At 61.1% G+C, this 20,168-nt stretch carries 20 protein-coding genes; 7 read left to right on the top strand and 13 right to left on the bottom strand.

The window, feature by feature from the left end; genetic code table 11:
• Positions 1–40: 40 nt before the first annotated feature.
• Both proA and proB read right to left on the bottom strand, forming a co-directional pair.
• On the bottom strand, positions 41–1,294 hold the full coding sequence (gene proA / locus M2416_RS06495) for a glutamate-5-semialdehyde dehydrogenase (protein WP_259222779.1): 1,254 nt from the start codon (positions 1,292–1,294) through the stop codon (positions 41–43).
• Positions 1,295–1,304: 10 nt separating this feature from the next.
• Positions 1,305–2,408 carry a glutamate 5-kinase gene (gene proB / locus M2416_RS06490; RefSeq protein ID WP_041144214.1) on the bottom strand — a complete coding sequence of 368 codons (1,104 nt, stop codon included), beginning with the start codon at positions 2,406–2,408 and terminating at the stop codon, positions 1,305–1,307.
• A 288-nt stretch (positions 2,409–2,696) separates the two neighbouring features.
• On the opposite strand from proB, the gene phoE reads away from it, so the two are divergent.
• On the top strand, positions 2,697–3,749 hold the full coding sequence (phoE, locus tag M2416_RS06485; protein ID WP_076944607.1) for a phosphoporin PhoE: 1,053 nt from the start codon (positions 2,697–2,699) through the stop codon (positions 3,747–3,749).
• A gap of 87 nt (positions 3,750–3,836) precedes the next feature.
• On the opposite strand, the gene M2416_RS06480 is transcribed toward phoE, so the two are convergent.
• The gene (locus M2416_RS06480; RefSeq protein WP_041144216.1) at positions 3,837–4,400 is read right to left on the bottom strand and encodes a C40 family peptidase; all 564 of its coding nucleotides are present in this window, start codon (positions 4,398–4,400) and stop codon (positions 3,837–3,839) included.
• Positions 4,401–4,727: 327 nt separating this feature from the next.
• On the opposite strand from M2416_RS06480, the gene M2416_RS06475 reads away from it, so the two are divergent.
• Positions 4,728–5,672 (top strand): LysR family transcriptional regulator, encoded by a 945-nt coding sequence (locus M2416_RS06475; protein WP_076944608.1) that lies wholly within the window; start codon positions 4,728–4,730, stop codon positions 5,670–5,672.
• Here the strand turns inward: M2416_RS06475 and M2416_RS06470 are convergent.
• Positions 5,669–6,736, bottom strand: a complete 1,068-nt coding sequence (locus M2416_RS06470) for an ABC transporter substrate-binding protein (protein WP_076944609.1) — start codon at positions 6,734–6,736, stop codon at positions 5,669–5,671. The two genes, M2416_RS06475 and M2416_RS06470, sit on opposite strands and share 4 nt — an antisense overlap.
• Before the next feature lie 223 nt (positions 6,737–6,959).
• On the opposite strand from M2416_RS06470, the gene M2416_RS06465 reads away from it, so the two are divergent.
• The 4 genes from M2416_RS06465 to M2416_RS06450 all read left to right on the top strand — a co-directional run bounded on the left by M2416_RS06465 (position 6,960) and on the right by M2416_RS06450 (position 11,913).
• Entirely contained in the window at positions 6,960–8,528 is a 1,569-nt protein-coding gene (locus M2416_RS06465; RefSeq protein ID WP_076944610.1) for an ABC transporter permease, read from the top strand.
• A complete protein-coding gene (locus M2416_RS06460) occupies positions 8,525–9,283 on the top strand; it encodes an ABC transporter ATP-binding protein (protein ID WP_259222774.1) in 759 nt (252 codons plus the stop codon). Before M2416_RS06465 ends, M2416_RS06460 begins: the two co-directional genes overlap by 4 nt.
• A gap of 11 nt (positions 9,284–9,294) precedes the next feature.
• The gene (locus M2416_RS06455; protein WP_259222773.1) at positions 9,295–11,085 is read left to right on the top strand and encodes an aryl-sulfate sulfotransferase; all 1,791 of its coding nucleotides are present in this window, start codon (positions 9,295–9,297) and stop codon (positions 11,083–11,085) included.
• Positions 11,086–11,250: 165 nt separating this feature from the next.
• Positions 11,251–11,913, top strand: coding sequence for an HAD family hydrolase (locus M2416_RS06450; RefSeq protein ID WP_259222770.1), 663 nt, complete (start codon positions 11,251–11,253; stop codon positions 11,911–11,913).
• Between the two features lie 46 nt (positions 11,914–11,959).
• Here M2416_RS06450 and phnE (M2416_RS06445) read toward each other — a convergent pair whose 3' ends face one another.
• The 8 genes from phnE (M2416_RS06445) to M2416_RS06410 all read right to left on the bottom strand — a co-directional run bounded on the left by phnE (M2416_RS06445) (position 11,960) and on the right by M2416_RS06410 (position 18,826).
• Positions 11,960–12,838, bottom strand: coding sequence for a phosphonate ABC transporter, permease protein PhnE (gene phnE, locus M2416_RS06445; RefSeq protein ID WP_259222768.1), 879 nt, complete (start codon positions 12,836–12,838; stop codon positions 11,960–11,962).
• Positions 12,835–13,707, bottom strand: coding sequence for a phosphonate ABC transporter, permease protein PhnE (gene phnE / locus M2416_RS06440; protein ID WP_259222766.1), 873 nt, complete (start codon positions 13,705–13,707; stop codon positions 12,835–12,837). The genes phnE (M2416_RS06445) and phnE (M2416_RS06440) overlap by 4 nt, the downstream gene beginning before the upstream one ends.
• 68 nt (positions 13,708–13,775) lie before the next feature.
• Entirely contained in the window at positions 13,776–14,717 is a 942-nt protein-coding gene (gene phnD / locus M2416_RS06435) for a phosphonate ABC transporter substrate-binding protein (protein WP_041144225.1), read from the bottom strand.
• Between the two features lie 23 nt (positions 14,718–14,740).
• Positions 14,741–15,583 (bottom strand): phosphonate ABC transporter ATP-binding protein, encoded by an 843-nt coding sequence (gene phnC / locus M2416_RS06430; protein WP_041144226.1) that lies wholly within the window; start codon positions 15,581–15,583, stop codon positions 14,741–14,743.
• Positions 15,584–15,762: 179 nt separating this feature from the next.
• Positions 15,763–16,458, bottom strand: a complete 696-nt coding sequence (locus M2416_RS06425) for an amino acid ABC transporter permease (protein WP_076944614.1) — start codon at positions 16,456–16,458, stop codon at positions 15,763–15,765.
• Positions 16,448–17,200 carry an amino acid ABC transporter permease gene (locus M2416_RS06420; RefSeq protein ID WP_041144228.1) on the bottom strand — a complete coding sequence of 251 codons (753 nt, stop codon included), beginning with the start codon at positions 17,198–17,200 and terminating at the stop codon, positions 16,448–16,450. The genes M2416_RS06425 and M2416_RS06420 overlap by 11 nt, the downstream gene beginning before the upstream one ends.
• Complete coding sequence (locus tag M2416_RS06415; protein ID WP_195709777.1) at positions 17,197–18,015, bottom strand: amino acid ABC transporter ATP-binding protein; 819 nt, start codon at positions 18,013–18,015, stop codon at positions 17,197–17,199. The genes M2416_RS06420 and M2416_RS06415 overlap by 4 nt, the downstream gene beginning before the upstream one ends.
• Before the next feature lies 1 nt (position 18,016).
• On the bottom strand, positions 18,017–18,826 hold the full coding sequence (locus tag M2416_RS06410; RefSeq protein WP_157349052.1) for an ABC transporter substrate-binding protein: 810 nt from the start codon (positions 18,824–18,826) through the stop codon (positions 18,017–18,019).
• Positions 18,827–19,099: 273 nt separating this feature from the next.
• On the opposite strand from M2416_RS06410, the gene M2416_RS06405 reads away from it, so the two are divergent.
• The gene (locus tag M2416_RS06405; RefSeq protein ID WP_041144231.1) at positions 19,100–19,276 is read left to right on the top strand and encodes a hypothetical protein; all 177 of its coding nucleotides are present in this window, start codon (positions 19,100–19,102) and stop codon (positions 19,274–19,276) included.
• 106 nt (positions 19,277–19,382) lie between these two features.
• Here the strand turns inward: M2416_RS06405 and eutC are convergent, their stop codons facing one another.
• Positions 19,383–20,162 carry an ethanolamine ammonia-lyase subunit EutC gene (gene eutC, locus M2416_RS06400; RefSeq protein WP_259222758.1) on the bottom strand — a complete coding sequence of 260 codons (780 nt, stop codon included), beginning with the start codon at positions 20,160–20,162 and terminating at the stop codon, positions 19,383–19,385.
• Positions 20,163–20,168: the final 6 nt, after the last annotated feature.

Genomic DNA, 20,168 nt, shown 5'->3' with positions numbered 1-20,168 from the left:
TTATGAATCAACCGGCTACTTTTGCATCACCCGTCTGGCTTTAAGCACGAATAGTATCGTCGCCGAATCCAATCCACTTATAGGTCGTCAACGCTTCAAGACCCATCGGGCCGCGCGCGTGCAGCTTCTGGGTGCTGACCGCCACCTCCGCGCCGAGACCAAACTGGCCGCCGTCGGTAAAGCGGGTGGAGGCATTCACGTACACCGCAGAAGAGTCCACCTCGTTGATAAAACGATTTGTGTGGCTCAGGGTGCGGGTGAGGATGGCATCCGAGTGCTGGGTACCGTGCTGGCGGATATGCGCGATGGCGTCATCGAGATCGGCAACGACTTTGACGTTCAGATCCAGCGACAGAAACTCGTCGTCGTACTGCTCGGCCTTCACCGGCTCTACGCTCGCCGGACCGTTCTGCAGTACCAGCAGCGACCGCGCGTCAGCGTGCAGGGTCACGCCGCTCTCCGCCATCTGCTTGCTCAGCGCGGGCAGGAAACGCCCGGCGATGTTCTCATGCACCAGCAGAGTCTCGACGGTGTTGCAGGTGCTCGGACGCTGGGTTTTAGCGTTGACGAGGATCTTCAGCGCCGGCTCAATCTCGGCGGACTCATCAACAAAAATATGGCACACGCCAATGCCGCCGGTGATGACCGGGATCGTTGACTGCTCGCGGCACAGCTTGTGCAGGCCCGCGCCGCCGCGAGGGATCAGCATATCGATATACTTATCCATCTTCAGCAGCTCGCCGACCAGCGCCCGGTCCGGGCTCTCAATCGCCTGGACCGCAGCGGCCGGCAGGCCGCACTCTTCCAGCGCCTGCTGGATAACCTTCACCGTCGCGGCGTTGGTGCGCCAGGTTTCTTTCCCGCCGCGCAGAATAGCCGCATTGCCGGTTTTCAGGCACAGGGAAGCGACGTCGACGGTGACGTTTGGGCGCGCTTCGTAGATCACGCCGATAACGCCCAGCGGAACGCGACGGCGTTCAATACGCAGGCCGCTGTCCAGCAGCCCGCCGTCAATGACCTGGCCCACCGGATCGGCCAGGCTGCACACCTGGCGAACGTCGTTGGCTATCCCGTCGAGGCGCGCCGGCGTGAGCGCCAGGCGATCGAGCATGGCCTCGCTCAGGCCGTTGGCGCGAGCTTCCGCCAGATCCTCGGCGTTAGCCCGCAGAATAGTCTCGGTCTCGGCCTGCAGATAGTCGGCAATCTTCTCCAGCACCCGGTTCTTTTCGCGGCTGGAAAGCAGCGCGAGTTTGTAAGAGGCCGCCTTGGCAGCTATGCCCATTTGTTCCAGCATTTTCAGCTCCTTAACGGATAATCATATCGTCACGATGGACGGCGACTGGGCCATACTCATAGCCGAGGATCGCATCAATCTGCTGCGAGTGCTGGCCGGCAATCAGGCGCAGCGCATCGCTGTTGTAGCGGCTAACGCCGTGCGCAATATCGCGGCCGTCGCTATTGCGGATGCGGATAACTTCGCCGCGCGAGAAGTTGCCGGTCACGACTTTGATGCCTTTCGGCAGCAGCGAGCTGCCTCGTTCCAGAATCGCCTGCACCGCACCGGCATCGACGGTGAGTTCTCCCGCCGGCGGGGCGCCGAAAATCCAGCGCTTGCGGTTCTCCAGCGGCGACTCCTGCGCGTGAAAACGCGTACCGACCGATACGCCCTGCATCACGTCGCCAATCACCCCGGGACGGCTGCCCGCGGCAATGATGGTATCGATGCCCGCCCGGCAGGCGACGTCGGCGGCCTGCAGCTTGGTGCCCATCCCGCCGGTGCCGAGTCCGGAAACGCTATCGCCGGCAATTGCGCGCAGGGCGTCGTCAATACCGTGCACGTCCGTAATGAGCTCGGCCTGCGGATTATTGCGCGGGTCGGCGGTGAACAGGCCCTGCTGATCCGTCAGCAGCAGCAGCTTATCTGCGCCGGCAAGAATAGCGGCCAGCGCCGAAAGATTATCGTTATCGCCGACTTTAATCTCGGCGGTGGCCACGGCGTCATTTTCATTAATGACCGGCACGATGTTGTTATCCAGCAGGGCGCGCAGGGTGTCGCGGGCGTTAAGGAAACGCTCGCGGTCTTCCATATCCGCGCGGGTCAGCAGCATCTGGCCGACGTGGATACCATAAATGGAAAACAGCTGTTCCCACAGCTGGATCAGACGGCTCTGGCCTACCGCCGCCAGCAGCTGTTTCGACGCAATCGTCGCGGGAAGTTCCGGGTAGCCGAGGTGCTCACGACCGGCGGCGATGGCCCCTGAGGTCACAATAACAATGCGGTGGCCCATGGCGTGCAGCTGCGCGCACTGGCGCACTAATTCGACGATATGGGCGCGGTTCAGGCGGCGGGATCCGCCCGTTAAAACACTGGTGCCCAGTTTTACCACCAGCGTCTGGCTATCACTCATGATTCTCTGCCGTTCAAAAGGAATATCGATATCGAGGTGATGTTGTAACAGGACTCAGGCCGCTTGCCAACCGCGGCGTTTTTAGCGCGCCGTTTTATTGCGCGGGATCGGGCATTCTGGAGAGGGATGATGACAATTTTATGACGGAAACATTTAAATACCCTTTTTTATAAAAAGTTCCACATTGTCATAAATTTTTAATACTGGAGCGTTAAAAAACCTCCTGTTTTCACGGGGCCTTCGCCCGGAATTGATTAGCGCGTATAAATAAATCACCAGGACTGAATAATGAAAAAGAGCTCACTGGCATTAATGATGATGGGTCTTATTGCTTCTTCGGCTACCCAGGCAGCTGAAGTTTTCAACAAAAACGGCAATAAGCTGGACGTGTACGGCAAAGTCAAAGCGATGCACTATTTAAGCGACTATGACAGCAAGGATGGCGACCAGACCTACGTTCGTTTCGGCATCAAAGGCGAAACCCAGATTAACGACCAGCTGACCGGCTACGGTCGCTGGGAATCTGAATTCTCCGGCAACAAAACCGAAAGCGACTCTTCCCAGAAGACTCGTCTGGCGTTTGCTGGCGTAAAACTGAAGGACTTCGGCTCCTTCGACTACGGTCGTAACCTCGGCGCGCTGTACGACGTTGAAGCCTGGACCGATATGTTCCCGGAATTCGGCGGCGACTCTTCCGCACAGACCGATAACTTCATGACCAAGCGCTCCAGCGGCCTGGCAACCTACCGCAATACCGACTTCTTCGGCGTGGTTGATGGTCTGGATCTGACCCTCCAGTATCAGGGTAAAAACGAAGACCGCGATGCCAAAAAACAGAACGGCGACGGCTTCGGCACGTCTTTAAGCTATGACTTCGGCGGCAGCGATTTCGCCATCAGCGCAGCCTACACCAGCTCTGACCGTACTGACGACCAGAACCTGCTGGCGCGCGGTGTGGGTAAAAAAGCGGAAGCCTGGGCTACCGGCCTGAAATATGACGCCAACAATATCTACCTGGCGACCATGTATTCTGAAACCCGCAAAATGACCCCGATCAGCGGCGGTTTTGCGACGAAAGCGCAGAACTTTGAAGCGGTGGCACAGTACCAGTTCGACTTCGGCCTGCGTCCGTCCCTGGGCTACGTGCTGTCTAAAGGTAAGGATATCGAAGGCGTGGGTAGCGAAGACCTGGTCAACTATATCGACGTCGGCCTGACCTACTACTTCAACAAAAACATGAACGCCTTCGTTGATTATAAAATCAACCAGCTGAAGAGCGATAACAAGCTGGCGATCAACGATGACGACATCGTTGCCCTGGGCATGACCTACCAGTTCTGATTATCCTGGCCCCCGGCCAGCGAGCGCTGCCGGGTAGAGGGTAAAAAAGCCGCTGCGGTTTGCGCAGCGGCTTTTTCTTATTCGGCATTAGCGGTTTTTAGCCAGGTGCCGGCGATCGTCGTTCATCGTTATCTGGGCGTTATACTCTTTCGGCAGGCGGCGCGCCTGATAGAAAGCCGACTTCCAGTACGGATTGTCCAGCGAGGAGCGCATTACGCCCTGGCTGGCCGAGGCGTGGAGAAAATCGTGGTTGGTGTCGTAGAAGCCGACGTGCATGCCGCCGTTAATGCGGAAGAACACGAGGTCGCCAGGGCGCAGCTGCTGTGGCTTGACCCGCTCGCCCATTCGCAGCAGCTCTTTGGTCGTGACCCTGTCCATCGGCAGGTTGAAGCGATCCTTCAGCGTGCGCCAGACGAAGCCGGAGCAGTCGACTCCGCTTTGATCGGTGCCGCCCCATTCATAGGGCGTTCCGTGCCAGGTATGCATCTGATCGTGCAGTGCGGCGAGGACCGGGATCAGGTCATCTGAACCGCCGTCGATGGGGGCATATTCATGGTGGGCCGCGGTTTTCGGGTGCTTAGCCGGGGATGAACATCCTGCCAAAATCAAAAAAGGAACAAATAATAAGGCGTGCACAAGCTTTGGCGTCATATCATTATTTTCATAGTGAGCTATAGAACGGAATTATTTATAGCGTATTCACCATATTGCCAGAATGGGATTAGCTGATATTTACGAAACCTTACGTTAGGCGCGCGCATAATTTGTCATGCCGGCGGTGCAGGAAATATTGGCGTTAACATTTTCAATCTCATTTATTAATAAATAATTTCATTATTCAACAATATTTCACGGAAACTTTGCGGGTGCGATGATTGCGGCTGACGGCAAGGTGAAAGATCCTCATCATCCCGGCATTGCGCCGCCGGGCCGCCCTCCAGTACTTTTGTGGCATAAAAAGAGAGAACAGGCGGGTCTATGCATCTGGATTTTCGCCAACTGCGCAACTTTGTGGCGTTGGTTGAGTACGGCACCTTTAATCGTGCGGCGGAGGCGGTGTGCCTGTCGCAATCGGCCTTCAGCCGCAGCATTCAGGCGCTCGAGCAGAGCGTTGGTCATCCGCTATTCGACCGCCAGAGCAGGCTACCGACGCTCACGCTGCACGGGCAAAAGCTGCTGCCGTACGCCCGGCGGTTTCAGGAGTTGAACGTCGAGCTCAGCAGCCAACTGCGGGAGGCGGATGATGCGCAAAACGGCGAGGTCGCGTTTGGCTGCGGCCCGGCGCCCTCCGCGCGGCTGATCCCGGCCGCCGTTGGCGAGTTTCACCGTCTGCTGCCTCAGGTGCGGGTGCGCTTTCAGATTGATAACTGGTTTGCCCTGCATCATGCGCTCACCACCCAGCAGTATCCTTTTGTGGTGGCCGACAGCTGGCAGGCCGAACTGGATCCGCAGCTGCGGGTCCAGCCGCTCAGCCCCCAGCGCTGCTTCTTCGTTTGCCACGCCGATCATCCGCTGGCAAAGCGGGGCCCGGTCTCTATCCAGGAGATGCTGCGCTATCCTTTTGCCGCGCCGTACTTGCCGCCCGGGGTGCGCAAAGTGCTGGCGACCCTCAGCCAGCAGCAGGACTTTGCCCCGGCGATTCAGTGCGACCATATCTACGCGCTGCTCTCAACTCTGGCGCATACCGACGCGATAAGCTTCGCCAGCGAAGACGGCTTCGCGCTTTGCCAGCACAGCCACCGGCTGGTCAAGCTCGAGCTAAGCGACCTGCCGGACGAGTGGCGGCTGATGCAGACCCGGTTTGCGATTATCTCCCCGGTTCACGCCGCGCAGCCGCCGCTGGTGGCAAAGCTGATAGAGGTTATCCTGCACGCCGACCGCCAGCATCAGCTACAGCTCCTGGCCCGGGAGGAGAGGGGCTAAGCGCCGTTTAGCGCCTGGCCTTTGGCGTCGTACTGCGGCCAGCGCTTTTCCAGGCCCTGCGTTTTTAGCGCCCGTTCGACAAACTGCCCGTCCGCCCACTGGCCGACGTCAAAAGCGCTGCGGATCAGGCGGCCGGATTGCGCCTGCCCGACGCTGCTGCTGAAGCTGTCGGTGAGGAACGGGTCGATGCGCGGGGAGGTGGTGAAGTTAAGATCCTGCGGCTGCAGCTCCTCCAGGAACAGCGCCTGCGGGATCTGGCTCTGCTGCGCCATCTCTGCCGCCCAGGCGTCCCGATTGGCCGGGTCGCTGATTTCAGCGGCGTTCTTCACCAGCACGTCGATAATCTGCTGGGTGGCCTGCGGCCAGGCCGCAATAAAGGTCTGGGTCCCGAGGAAGCCCGCCTGGGTGGTGTTCTGGCGGCCAGAATCGCCGCTCTTCACCACCACCGCTATTTTATCTCCGCGCAGCGCCAGCAGCGAGACGCCGCCCCACACCGCATCGACGCGGCCGGCCGCCAGCGCGGCTTTGCCGGCGCTCCAGTCGAGATTTATCACCTGCATGCTGCGCTCGTTGAGGCCGACGGTCTGGAGGGCGCGATCGAAGGCCAACTGGTCCGCCGTACCGCGATAGACGGCCACCCGTTTGCCCTTCAGGTCGGCGAGCGTTTTAATCCCCGAGGCGGTGGTGGCCGCGAGGTAAGATTCGGAGCCGCGGCTGCCCAGCAGCAGGCGCGTCGGGAGTCCGTTAGCTTTGCCGATAATCGCCGCGAGGTCGCCGAGGTAGACAAAATCAAGCTGCCGGTTGGCCAGCGCCTCATTCACCGCCGGGCCCGCACCTTTGAAAAACTGCCACTGCACCTCCACGCCCTGCGGCTTAAACACCGCTTCCAGCTGATGGCGGATAAACGCCATGCCGACGGGCCCTTCGATAAACGGCTTGCTGCCCGCGCTTTGATCCGGCACGCCGATGCGGATGGTGCGCAGCTCCTCGCCCTGCGCGCCGGCCAGCAGGCCCACGGTGGCGACCAGCGCCACTAAGGTGCGGCTAAAAAATGCTTTCATCATAAGTTGTTGCTCCCCTGAGTTTTTTTCTCACCCTAAAGAGCCGAAGGGCCGGGTGTTAAATGCTTTTATGCGCAGAGCAAAGCTGAAAAAAAGCTAAACCAGGGGCCGCGTGCCCGGCAGGCTGAAATGCATTTGCTGCATCGGGATTATTCGCCTAACGCAATGGCGGCGGGGCGCAAGGAACGTTTTTATAGCGGCATACCTTCAGCAAAAGTGGACCGATATGTCGCAGACGATCTTAAGAACAGGCGCCCCGCGCAGGCCGACATTCAGGCTAAACGGCTGGCCGTGGCTGCTGCCCGCGCTGCTTCTGCTGCTGTGGTACGTCGCCGCCCGAGAAGGCTGGATGGCGGAGCAGATCCTGCCCGCGCCGTCGGTCGTGGCCAATACCGCGCTGTCGTTGCTGAGCGGCGATCTGCTGGCACAGTGGGGATTCAGCCTCCGGCATCTGGCTCTCGGCCTGCTGCTGGGGGCCGTGGCCGGAACGCTGCTCGGGGCGCTGTTCGGCCTGGTTCCGTCCGCCGCCCAGCGCATCGAGCCGCTGTTTTACGCCCTGGCGCAAATTCCGACGCTGGGCTGGATCCCGCTGTTTATGGTGATCTTCGGCATCGATAACGGCCTGAAGCTGGCGGTTATCGTTAAAACCACCGTGGTGCCGATGACCATCAACACCCAGCAGGCGGTCAGCGGCGTACCGCTGACGCTGAGCGAAGCGGCAAGGGTCATGAACTTCTCCCGCTGGCAGCGGCTGCGCTGGCTGGTGATCCCGGCGAGCCTGCCGGGCTGGTTTACCGGCCTGCGGCTGGCGCTTTCGCAGGCCTGGGTATCGCTGATCGTCGTTGAGCTGCTGGCCTCTTCCGAAGGGATTGGCTACCTGATGGTCTGGGGCCGCCAGCTGTTTCAGCTGGATATCGTCTTCGTCACCATTGCGGCAGTAGGCCTCAGCGGCATGGTGATGGAGTGGGCGGCCAACCGGGCCTGCTCCCGGCTGGTGTTCTGGCCGCAGCCGGCGGCCGGGCGCCTGGCCTGGAAACCGCAGGCCAGCTGGCGGTCACTGCAGCTGCCGCTGGTGCTGCTGGCGCTGTGGCAGCTTGCCAGCGGGCAGGGCTGGATCGATAGCGCGTTATTCTCTTCGCCGCTGGCGCTGGCCGAGCGCTTTATTCAGGGCGCGGCCAGCGGTGAGCTGGCACAGGCGATGCTCGCGAGCCTGGGGCGGGCGTTTGCCGGCGGCGCGCTGGGTATAGGCTGCGGGCTGCTCTGCGGACTGCTGCTGGCGCTGCGCCCGCGCGCCGGCGCGATCTTTACCCCGACGCTTAACGTCCTGCGCCATATCGCCCTGTTTGCCTGGCTCCCGCTGCTGACCGCGTGGGTCGGCAACGATAACGGCGGCAAAATCGTGTTTATCGCCCTGGCCTCCTTCTTCCCGATGTTCTTTAGCACCCTGCAGGCCGTTCTGCAGCGCAGCCCGCAGCTGGATGAGGTTGCCAGGGTGCTGCGCCTGAGCGGCCTGACGCGCCTGCGCAGGCTCATTCTTCCCGGCGCCGCCGCGGGTATGTTTGCCGGCCTGCGTCTGGCGGTGATTTACGCCTGGCTTGGCAATATCGGCGCCGAATATTTCATGTCCTCCGGCGTCGGTATCGGCAGCCTGATGATCAATGCCCAGCAGCTGCTGGATATGCCAACCATTCTTTGCGGCATGGTGCTTATCGGTATTACCGGTGCAGCGCTGGATAAAGCCGGACGTTTACTGGAAATTCGCGCCACCCGCTGGCGCCAACAGGAGCCGCTATGACGACTTTGCCCCTGGTCTCTTTTGACCGCGTCCGTAAATCCTGGCAGCAGGTGACGGCGCTACAGAACTTCAGCCTGGATATCGCCGCCGGCGAGCTGGTGGCGCTGGTAGGCAGCAGTGGCTGCGGTAAATCAACGCTGCTGCGGATGCTGGTCGGGCTTGAGTCCGCCACCCAGGGCGAGATTCGCATCCACGGCGAGCCGGTGACCGGCGTCGGCAAAGAGCGCGGCATCGTGTTTCAGGAGCCGCGCCTGTTTCCGTGGCTTAACGTTATCGACAACGTGATGCTCGGCCTGGCGGACGAGCCGCTGAGCCGAGCGGCGAAGCGCCAGCGGGCGCTGGAGATGCTGGCGCGCGTCCAGCTCACCGAGTTTGCCAGCGCGCTGCCCGCCCAGCTCTCGGGCGGGATGGCGCAGCGGGTGGCGATTGCCCGCGGCCTCGTCGGCCGCCCGCAAATTCTGATGCTGGATGAACCTTTCGGCGCGCTGGATGCCCTGACGCGCCATACCCTGCAGCAGGAGCTGCTGCAGATCCACCGGAGCGCGGGCACCACCACGCTGCTGGTGACCCACGATGTGGAAGAGGCGGTCGCGCTGGCCGACCGGGTGGTGGTGCTGTCGCCGCGCCCGGGGCGGATACGCGAAGTGGTGAGCCTTGAGCTCCCCCATCCGCGCCGGCGCGAAGAGGCCTCTTTCACCGCCGCCTGCCGGCGGATCCGCAATCTGATTACCACTCTGCCTGATACCGTTATTTAAGGAGCAACACCATGGGACACCCTTCCGTTTACCCGACCGGCGCCACCGTTTACGATCCCACGCGCGCCTGGAGCGGCTACACCCTTTTCCAGGCCACCGAGCGCGGCGCGGTGCTGGTGGATATGAACGGCCAGGTGGTTCGCGAATGGCCTGAGCTGCACGGATTTCCCAATAAGATCCTGCCCGGCGGCGCGATACTCGGCCACAGCGGCGAGCGCGATCCGCGCTACGGCATGCAGGATATGCTCGATCTTATCCAGGTCGATTGGGAGGGCAACGTGACCTGGAAGTTCGATCGCTACGAGCAGGTCAGCGATCCCGGCAACGAAACGCGCTGGATGGCCCGCGCGCATCACGATTATCAGCGCGCCGGCAATCCGGTAGGCTACTACGCGCCGGGCCTGGAGCCGCAGGTGGAGGGGGGAAATACGCTGATCCTCGCCCACACCAACCTGGTGAATGCCGATATCTCCGACAAGCTGCTGTTGGATGACACGATTATCGAAGTCGACTGGCAGGGCAACGTGGTCTGGGAGTGGCGCTGCAGCGACCATTTCCACGAGCTTGGCTTCGACGATGCGGCGCGCACCGCGCTGTACAATAACCCCAATATGCGCGCCAGCGGCGGCGGAATGGGCGACTGGATGCATATCAACTCGATGTCGGCGCTGGGGCCGAACAGGTGGTATGACGCCGGGGATCGGCGCTTCCATCCCGACAATATTATCTGGGACGCCCGCGAATCCAACATCATCGCCATCATTGATAAGCAGAGCGGCAGTATCGTCTGGCAGCTTGGCCCGGATTACAGTAAGCCGGAGCTCAAGCACATCGGCTGGATTATCGGCCAGCATCATGCGCATATGATCCCCCACGGGCTGCCGGGCGCGGGCAATATCCTCATCTTCGATAACGGCGGCTGGGCCGGATACGGCGCGCCAAACCCGGCGTCGGCGGACGGGGTGAAAAACGCCTGGCGCGATTACTCGCGGATCCTCGAGATCAATCCGCTGACCCTGGATATCGAATGGCGTTACTCGCCCTACGAAGCGGATCTGCCGCAGCCGACCGATTCATACCGTTTCTACAGCCCCTATATCAGCAATATGCAGCGCCTGGAAAACGGCAATACCTTGATTAACGAAGGTTCGAACGGCCGCGTTTTTGAAGTGACCCGCGACCATGAGATCGTCTGGGAATATATTTCGCCATTCTGGGGCAGGACGCTGAATAACAATATGGTCTATCGCGCCTACCGCATCCCCTACGCCTGGATCCCGCAGCTGGCGCAGCCGCAGGAGACGCCGATCGCGGCGGTGGACGTGCGGACGCTACGCCAGCCCGGCGCGGCGGCCGCGGGCCCGGCGCAGAGCGTGGTGCGGGTCGCGGGAGTGCAGCCGTATAGCAAAAGCGCCGACGCGCTGTGCGTGGCGACCGACAACGATACCCTGCGCCGCAGTCCGAAGCTGTTCCGGGTGGCGGAAAGCGCCTTCAGCCCGCTGAGCGCGGCGCAGGAGCTGGAGAGCGAGCGGCCGGTGCTGCTGTTTGTCGGCGCGGAGCGCTGCGTGCACTGCCGTAAGCTCTGGCAGCTGCTGGCGCAGGAAAAGGTTGCGGCGCGGATCGCGGCGCTGGATACGCGCTATCTTGATGCCGATCGCCACCCGGAGCTGGCGGCCACCCTCGGGGTTCGCGGCCTACCGACGCTGCTGCTGATCGAGCAGGGCCAGCCGACGTCGCGGGCGCCCGCGCAGTCGTCGGTTGAAAATCTGCTGGCCTGGCTGAACGGCGCGCTGGCGTCGTAGAGCCGCTGCGGGCTGGCTTTATGCCGGCCCGGGTTGATGGACGGATATTTCGTTTGCTACCTTGAGGCGGTGGCGTGACGGCGGAGAGGCTGGGCGGATCATTCTGCTGTCATCTTTCGAAAGCATGCTCTGGCGGGCCTGTTTACTGATTAGGGAAAATTAACGATGTCCAACGCTCTCACGATTTTCGATCTGGATAACACCTTGATTAAGGGTGACAGCAGTACGGTATGGAGCCGTTTCCTGGTGAGGGAAGGATGGATTAGCGACCCGGACTATCTGGCGCGAGAAGCGATGCTGATGGCGGATTACGATCGCGGCGAGATGAATATCGCCGACTACGTGGCGCTAATCCAGGCCCCGCTGATCGGCGTCCCGCAGGCGGAAGTTGACGGCCTGGTCGCCCGCTGCGTGCGCGAGGAGATCCTGCCCCGCGTCTACCCGCAGGCGTGGGAGGTTATCCGCACGCTGCGGGCGCGCGGCGAACAGATGCTGGTGATCTCGGCCTCGGTCAGCCTGCTGGTGCAGGCGGTGTCCGATGCGCTGGGCATCGAGCAGGCGTTAGGCATTGACGTGGAGATGGCCGATGGCGGCTATACCGGCGTGATTACCGGCACGCCGAGCTATCAGCACGGGAAGGTGGTTCGGCTGGCGCAGTGGCGGCAGGCCTATCCGCAGCTCGTCGGCGAGGTGACGTTTTATACCGATTCAATCAACGATCTGCCGCTGTGCCTGCACGCCGACCGCGTGCGGCTGGTCAACCCTTGCCCGCAGCTGGCAGCGGCGAATGAGGAGCATCGCTGGCCGGTGCTCAGCTGGCAGCTTTAAGCTCCCCGGGCGGGCGCGGCGCGCCGCCTTGGGGAGGCGGGCGCTATCAGGATTTAAACAGCGGCACCACGCTGCCGCCGATGTAGCGCCGACGGAGCCAGGCGGAGAGCGTATCCATCGCCATCACCACCGCCACCAGCAGGAGGGTGATAAACATCACCACGTCCCAGTTCCACAGGCGCATATTCTCGGCGTAAATCAGGCCGATCCCGCCGGCGCCGACGAAGCCCAGCACCGCCGCCGAGCGGGTGTTGGACTCGATTTGATAAAGGCTCAGGGCCAGAAACGTCGGGAAGGATTGGGTGAAAATGCCGAAGCGGTGTTTCTGCAGGCCGTTGGCGCCGACGGCGGTCAGCCCGCGCCCCGGTGAGCGGTCAACCGCCTCATGGCCTTCGGCATACAGGCGGCCGAGCAGGCCGGTATCCTGCATAATAATCGCCAGCACCCCGGCCAGCGGCCCGAGGCCGACGGCGCGCACAAAAATCAGCCCCCAGATAGCCATGTCGATCCCGCGCAGGACGTCAAACAGCCGACGCATCAGCAGGGCGATAATCCCCGGAATCAAGCCGCGCATAATATTGCGCGCCGCGAGGAAGGAGAGCAGCAGGGCGATTACCGTGGCGGTGATCGTCCCAACGAAGACGATCGCCAGAGTAATCCCGATCTGCGTGAAATAGTAGCGGAACGGCCAGTTAAAAAAGTCGTGCCACACGAACATGCGCAGCAGATAGCGGCTGATTTGCTGCAGCCCGGTGGTGAGCTGCTCCCCGCTGATGCCAAACTGCATAAAGAACCAGACGTAATAGAGCACGCTCAGCAGCGCCAGCAGGCCGACGTAGCGCAAATAGCGCCCCTGGGTCTGATACAGCGCCTTATGCTGGCGACGGCTGGCGGCGATATCCGGTTGGTTTTGCCACTGACTCATTTTTTACCCTCAAGAACCCACTGCCGCAGGCGGCCGGACAGCATATCCAGCAGCGATACCACGATGATGATCAGCAGCAGCGTGATGCTGACCTGATCGTAACGATCGAGCTTAATGTTGGTCATCAGCTCCTGGCCGATCCCGCCTGCGCCCACCAGCCCAAGAATGGTTGAGGAGCGGAAGTTGATCTCCAGGCGCATAAAGCCGTAGGAGAGAAAAATCGGTTTGACCTGTGGCCACAGGGCGAAGCGGATCCGCTGCAGCGGCGAGGCGCCGCAGGCCATCAGCCCGCGAACCGGCCTGTCCTGGGCGCTTTCCACCGCTTCATAAAACAGCTTGGTCAGGCTGCCGATGGTATGCAGCATCAGCGCCAGAAAGCCGGGGATTGCGCCAATGCCGAAGGCCATCACGAAAATGACCGCCCACGCCAGCTCCGGCATAGTGCGTAAAAAGGCGACCAAAACGCGGATGGCGAAGCGCAGCGGCGGCGGCGACCAGGCGTTATTGGCGGCGAGAAAGCCCAGCAGGGTGGCAATGACCACGGCGACCAGGGTGGAAGCCAGCGCCAGCTGCAGGGTTTCCCAAATCAGCGGCAGCTGGATCGGCAGGCGGTAGCCCCAGTAAGCGAACGACCCTTTGGTATGCGAATCGGCGAACAGATCGCTGAGATGCAGCGTTGGCAGCGTCTCAAACATGTAATCGAAAAAGTTTGGCAGGGAGTGCCAGATGGTGAAGAGATTAAATTCCGCCGCGCTGCCCGCGGCGAAGTAAAGCACCAGCAGCAGCAGCGACCAGCTAAAGGTGTCGCGCTTTTGCCGCGCGCGCACCTGCTGATAATAGCGTTCAAATTCGGTATTCGAAATATTCATACGTCAAGAGGTCTTCAGCATACCGCCGCCTCGCGCCTGCTAAGGCGGGAGACGGCGTGGAGGCGGGATTAACGGGCGCTCACCAGCTCGCGCTTCATATCGATGATCTGCTGGAAATCGGCAACGCTGCCCGGGCCGATATGCTGGGTGCCGCCCATTGCCTTGATAAAGCAGGCGTGGTTATCGGTATCCAGCTTCTTGATCGCGGTGATAACTTTGGCTTTAAAATCAGCCGGCAGCGCGTTGCTCACCAGGATCGGGCCGTTGGGGATCAGCGGCGATTGCCAGATGATGCGGATCTGCTTCATCAGATCCGGATGATCCATACGAATCAGGCGGTTGAACGCGCCCACGCTGTAGCCGCTGTTGTAGTCACCCACCATAGAGGTCCAGGTCACCGCGCCGGCAAACTGGCCGTTCAGCACGCCGAGAATGTCCTGCTCGTGGCCGCCGGAGAAGGTTACGCTGGAGAAGAAGTTTTTGTATTTGTCATCCGCGCTGCCGCCAAATTTCTGCTTAAACGCGTGGTTCGGGATCAGGAAGCCGGAGGTTGAATCCGGGTCGGCGAAGCCAAAGGCTTTGCCTTTCAGATCGTCTAACGATTTATACGGGCTGTCGGCTTTAACGATAACCACCGAATGGTAGCCGCGCGACTTGTCTTTATCATCCACGGCGATGCCGACAATATCGACCGCTTTCGGGTTATTAATATAAACCGAGGCGTACGAGGAGGGCGACATGCTTAATACCACATCAACCTTGCCGCCCAGCAGGCCCTGAATAACGCCGGAGTAGTCGGAAGAGTTGCGTAATTTGGTATCGACGTTCAGCTCTTTATCGAGGAAGTCTTTCACACACTGGTTATCACCAATTTGCTGGGTGGCGTTCTGGCCGCCGAGGATCCCCAGGTTTAACTCTTTCGGCTGCGCGGCAGCGCTCGCCTGCCATGCCATCATAATGCCCGCGACCGCTGCGGATAAACGAACTGCGCCAGTGATATATTGTTTCATTATTTTGCCCGTGTGAGTGGAAATTAATGCAATTGGCTAATTTCATCACCGTACAGCCGATGCAGAATATCCTGATTCAGCTGAGAGGGATGGTTGTCAAAAATAATGTTGCCCCGCGCCACACCGATAACCCGCGTGCAGTACTCTTTCACCAGCTCGACCGAGTGCAGGTTGACCATCACGCTGATGCCCTGTTCGCTAATTTCGCGCAGCACGTTCATGATGCGCTGGGTATTTTTCGGATCGAGAGAGGCGACCGGCTCATCGGCCAGCAAAATACCGGGGTTCTGCATCAGCGCCCGGCAGATAGCCACGCGCTGCATCTGCCCGCCGGAGAGGTTTTCCGCCCGCTGCAGCGCATGCGGCAGCATGTTCATCCATTCGAGCAGGGAGATCGCCCGCGCCCGGTCGGCATCGGGGAAGACTTTGAACAGCGACTTCAGCGTTGAGGTTTGGCTCAGGCGCCCAAGAAGGACGTTTGTCAGTACATCAAGGCGCGGCACCAGGCAGAAATCCTGGAAAATCATCCCGCATTCGCTGCGCCAGGCGTTCAGCGCCCGGCCCTTGAGTTTGGCGACATCGTGCGGCGTGCCGACTTCCGGATAGCTGAGGATCTCGCCGCTGGTGGCGCTGTGGGTGCCGTTAAGCACGTGCAGCAGGGTTGATTTGCCCGCGCCGGAGCGGCCGATAACGCCCACCAGCTCGCCAGCGTGGAGATCGAAGCTGATGTCGTCCAGCACGGTTTGCTGCGCGCTGTAGGACTTGCTCAGGCCGCGCACGCTTAAGACTTTCCGCTGCCGATCGGTATCCGGCTGACTAAATTGTGGGTAATCGGTATCGGTTAGTGCAGCGAGAGAACTATTCATAACAGCGTCCAGGTTCGTCGTTAAACTGGGCACTATTAATGGCGTTTTATATGATCGTTATATGACGGTAAGGCGAACAAATAGTGAACGGTAGCGATTTGTCGCCGCGGAAAGGGCGAAAATAGTGCCCTCCGATGACGAAGGGCAGGGAGGCAGCGCGCCGGGTGCGGCGGCGATTTTTATGCCGGCTTCAGCCGCTTGCGCCAGCGAAAACGGCGGCTTGCCAGCAGGCTCAGGCCGCAGCACAGCAGATAGTAGACCGCACCGGTAAAGACAAAAATGGCCAGGGGATAGATCTGGACGCGGTTGTTCACCTGGCCGGCGACGGTGGTGAGCTCCGGGACGTTGACGATAAACGCCAGCGACGTATCCTTCAGCAGGCCGATAAAAATCCCCACCAGCGAAGGCTGCACGTTGCGCAGCGCCTGCGGCAGCAGGATCAGGCGCAGCGCCTGTCCGGCGGAAAAGCCCTGCGTCCGCGCCGCCTCATACTGGCCGGCGGGAAGCGACTGCAGGCCGGCCAGCACCGAGTGCATCACCGAGGCGGCGGTAAACCACGCCAGCGCCAGGGTCACCGTCACGGCACCGGGCAGATCGCTGCCGGTGAGCATCGGCAGCAGATACCAGAGCCAAAAAATGACGAAAATCAGCGGAATGCCGCGAATGATTTCGGCCCACAAAAACAGCAGCCGACGGACGGCTCCGCCATAGCGCCAGGCGGCGCCGGCCAGTAAAACCCCGCCGGGCAGCGCCAGCGCCGCTGCGCCAACCGCCATCATCAGCGTCAGGGCCACGCCGCCGGGAATGCCTTCCGCCAGGCGTCCCCACAGCAGGTAATCGAGATTGTCGGCGATAACCGCCAGATTAGCGTTCATGCTGGGCTCTCCTGTGCGGACTATTACCCGGGCCGAGGCGCGTTAGCAGCAGCCCCATCGCCACGCCGAGCGCCAGATACAGCGCGGTGCCGACGGCAAAGGCTTCCAGCGCGTGGGCGTTATAGCTTTCAATTTGCCGCACCTGATAGGTCAGTTCGGCAAAGCCAATGCCGCTTGCCAGCGACGAGAGCTTCATCAGGTTCAGATACTGGCCGACAATCGGCTGCCAGGCGTTAGCCAGCCCCTGCGGCAGCAGAATATGGCGCAGCTCTCCCCACGGGGTAAACCCCTGCGAGACCGCCGCTTCCCGCTGGCCGCTGCCGACGGCGCGCAGCCCGGAGGCGATCTCTTCGATCAGGAACGCCGAGGTAAAGACTCCGAGTCCCCACATCGAGCAGATAAACTCCGGCGTCAGCCACCAGACGTTACCCGGCAGAATCGACCAGGCGTGGTCGGCGTTGATAAAATCGCGGGCGCCGAGGGGCAGCAGGTTCCAGGCGGCAAAGTACCAGAACAGCAGCTGCACCAGCAGCGGGGTGTTGCGGAACAGCGAAACCCAGCAGGCCACCAGCCAGCGCCCCGGCCTGCCGCCGCCGAGGCGCAGCGCCAGCAGCAGGATAGCCAGCACGGTCGCCAGCGCCATCCCGGCAACGCTGACCCATACGGTGGTGAGAAACCCGGAGACGATCCACTGCAGCGGCTGGCCGCTGAGTACGCCGTGCCAGTCGAGAATCGGCGTCACTCGAGGCCCTCCTGGTGCAGCGGATTAAGCACCTTTTGCAGAAAGCGGCGGCTGCGGGCGTGCTGCGGGCGGGCGAAAAACTCCGCCGGCGGCGCCACTTCGAGGATATCGCCGCCGTCGATAAACACCACCCGGTCGGCAATCTCGCGGGCAAACTGCATCTCGTGGGTGACCACCACCATGGTGATGCCGCTGTGCGCCAGGGTTTTCATCACCTGCAGCACCTCGCCGATCATCTCCGGGTCGAGCGCCGAGGTTGGCTCGTCGAACAGAATAATTTGCGGCGAAGAGGCGAGGGCGCGCGCGATGGCCACGCGCTGCTGCTGGCCGCCGGAGAGCTGGGCCGGCATCTGGCTGGCCTTATCCTCCAGCCCCACCTGCTGCAGCAGCTCCAGCGCCCGCTGGCGGGCGTCATTTTTCGCCCAGCCGTGCACGCGCTCCAGCGCCAGGGTGATGTTTTCCTGCGCCGTCAGGTGGGCGTAGAGATTAAACTGCTGAAACACGAATCCGACGCGGCTGCGCAGCTGGCGTAACGCGGCGGCGCTGAGCTGACGCGTGGGCCTGCCGTCGATCAGGATCTCGCCGTCGCTCAGGGTTTCGAGCTGGTTGATCAGGCGGATCAGCGTTGATTTTCCCGATCCGGAGGGGCCGAGGATCGCCACCACTTCTCCGGGATTTATCTGCAGATCGACGCCGTTAAGCACCCGATGATCGCCGTAGCTTTTTGCCGCTTTACGCAGTTCGATACTGGCGTTCTGCAGATGTGAAAAATCCGCGGCCGAGGCCGCGGAGCGTGAAAATAAACCCGATAACATATTATTTAGCTTCTATGGTAAACGCGCGCGGCTGTGGGGTTTTGGTCGCCGGGCCGAACCAGACGTCGTAAATTTTTGCCGCCTGGCCAGATTTCTCCAGGTTCACCAGCTCATCGTTCACCGCCTTCAGCAGCGCCGGCTCGCCTTTCTTCACGCCGACGCCGATCTCCTCTTTACTCAGCAGGTCGGGGATGATTTTAAAGTTGGCTTTATCCGGCGCTTCCGCCAGCAGGCCGGCGAGAATGGTGCTGTCCTGGGTAATCGCCTGCACGTTGCCGTTACGCAGCGCGGTCAGCGCCAGCGGAATATCGTCATAGGAGAGCACGCGCGACTGCGGGAAGCGCTGGTGCAGCGCCTGCTCGCCGGTGGTGCCTTTTACCGCCCCGATGCGTGCTTTGCTGTAGTCATCAAGCTTATCCGCCGACTTAGCCGGCACGAGGAACTGCTGGCCGGTGACAAAGTACGGCGTTGAGAAATCAATCACCTGCGCGCGTTCCGGGGTGATGGTGATATCGGCGACGATCAGATCGGCCTTACCGGACTGCAGCAGCGGAATGCGGTTGGCCGGGTTGGTGGCGACCAGCTCCAGCTTCACGCCGAGAGATTTAGCCAGCGCCTGGGCGAAATCAACGTCATAGCCGACGATCTGGTGCGTTTTCGGGTCAACCGAGCCAAACGGCGGGTTGGCATCGAAGGTGGCGACTTTTACTACCCCGGCGGCTTTGATATCCGCCAGCTGGTCGGCCTGAGCCTGCGCGGCAAGCACCAAAATGCCCAGCGCCAGTGCAATTTTTGTTTTTGTCTTGCGCATTATTATATCCCCTAAGTCCCTGTATATGTTCTGTGGTTATTACGCTCCCATAGATTGGCCGCTGACGGCAAAGAAGAAAAAGTTCTTATCTATAGCAAAAAAGAACTTAACAAGATCATGGGTATTGGCATAAGGCGGCGCCCGCCCGGCGGCCCTGGAGAAGACGCGTAATATGCATCTTCCGGGATTGAAAAGACGGAATTGATATTTCCCCAGCGGCGCAGGCTGTGGTTGAAATAGACCCAGGCAAAACGCTTCCCGACGGAGGAAAAAATGAAACTCACATTATGGCAACGAATGACGCGCTGGCTGGCTTCGCTATCTCACGCTGAAGCCGGACAGCAGGATACCCAGCGAATGATGGAGGCCATATTACCGGTCGCCAGCCTGTACGGCATTGATATGGGGAATGTCGAAACGCGGTGGTTTCGCCATGATAAAACATACTGAGCGGCGCAGGACGCGTGAAGCCTACTGGAACGAGGTGTGCTTTGTGTAGCACAAGGCTGCTTGCGGTTGCGGCGACCGAACTTATCTGCCGCAGCCCCGAGCAGCTTTAATCTTTCCCGATGACCAGGGGTTTCACCCTGCCATGCAGTGCAGGATTATCGCTTTCATCCTTCAAACGCACGCCGGTCAGCCGGCGCAGAAAAGCCTGCTCCAGCAGCCACGCCAGCTTAAAGGCGGCGGCATCATAGCCCAGCCCTTCCGGGCGAATATTCGAAATACAGTTGCGCTCCGACTCCAGCCGCTGACGATGCGGTTGCCAGGTCAGGTAAACCCCGAGGCTGTCCGGTGACGAAAGCCCCGGCCGTTCGCCAATCAGTATCGCCACCGCGCGGGCCCGCAGCGTTTCGCCAATATCATCCCCCAGCGCGACCCGAGACTGATGGGCCAGCACCACCGGCGCGAGGCTCAGCCCCAGCGTCTGCAGATAGGGCAGCAGGGCGCGGATCAGCGGCAGGGCCTGGCGCTGCACCGCGTAAGAGGAGAGCCCGTCGCCGATAACCAGCAGCAGGTCGGCGGGACGCGCGCCGCTGGCGGCGAGGTCCGCGCGGCTCTCATCGTTCAGCCGTCGCCCCAGATCGGGGCGGTTAAGATAGATATACCGATCGGCGGCGGCGCTGTGCACCGTCAGCGACGAGAGGCCCAGCTCCGCCAGCGGGGATATCAACCCTTCGCTGTCAAAAGGCTGGTGGATGGCGTCGCGCGCCCGGGCGTGCGCGAGGCCAAAATTCAGCACCTCGCGGGTTGGCAGGCTGGCGCCGCTGCGGCCCAGCGCGATGCGCGCAGCGGTGAATTCACGTAGCGGGTTCCAGGCGTCGGGGCGATTCATACCGGT

It is taken from the genome of Klebsiella sp. BIGb0132 (assembly GCF_024810075.1).
Classification (GTDB): Bacteria; Pseudomonadota; Gammaproteobacteria; order Enterobacterales; family Enterobacteriaceae; genus Klebsiella; species Klebsiella terrigena.
The sequence above is the reverse complement of the archived record's forward strand: the minus strand, read 5'-3'. Positions and strand labels throughout refer to the sequence as shown.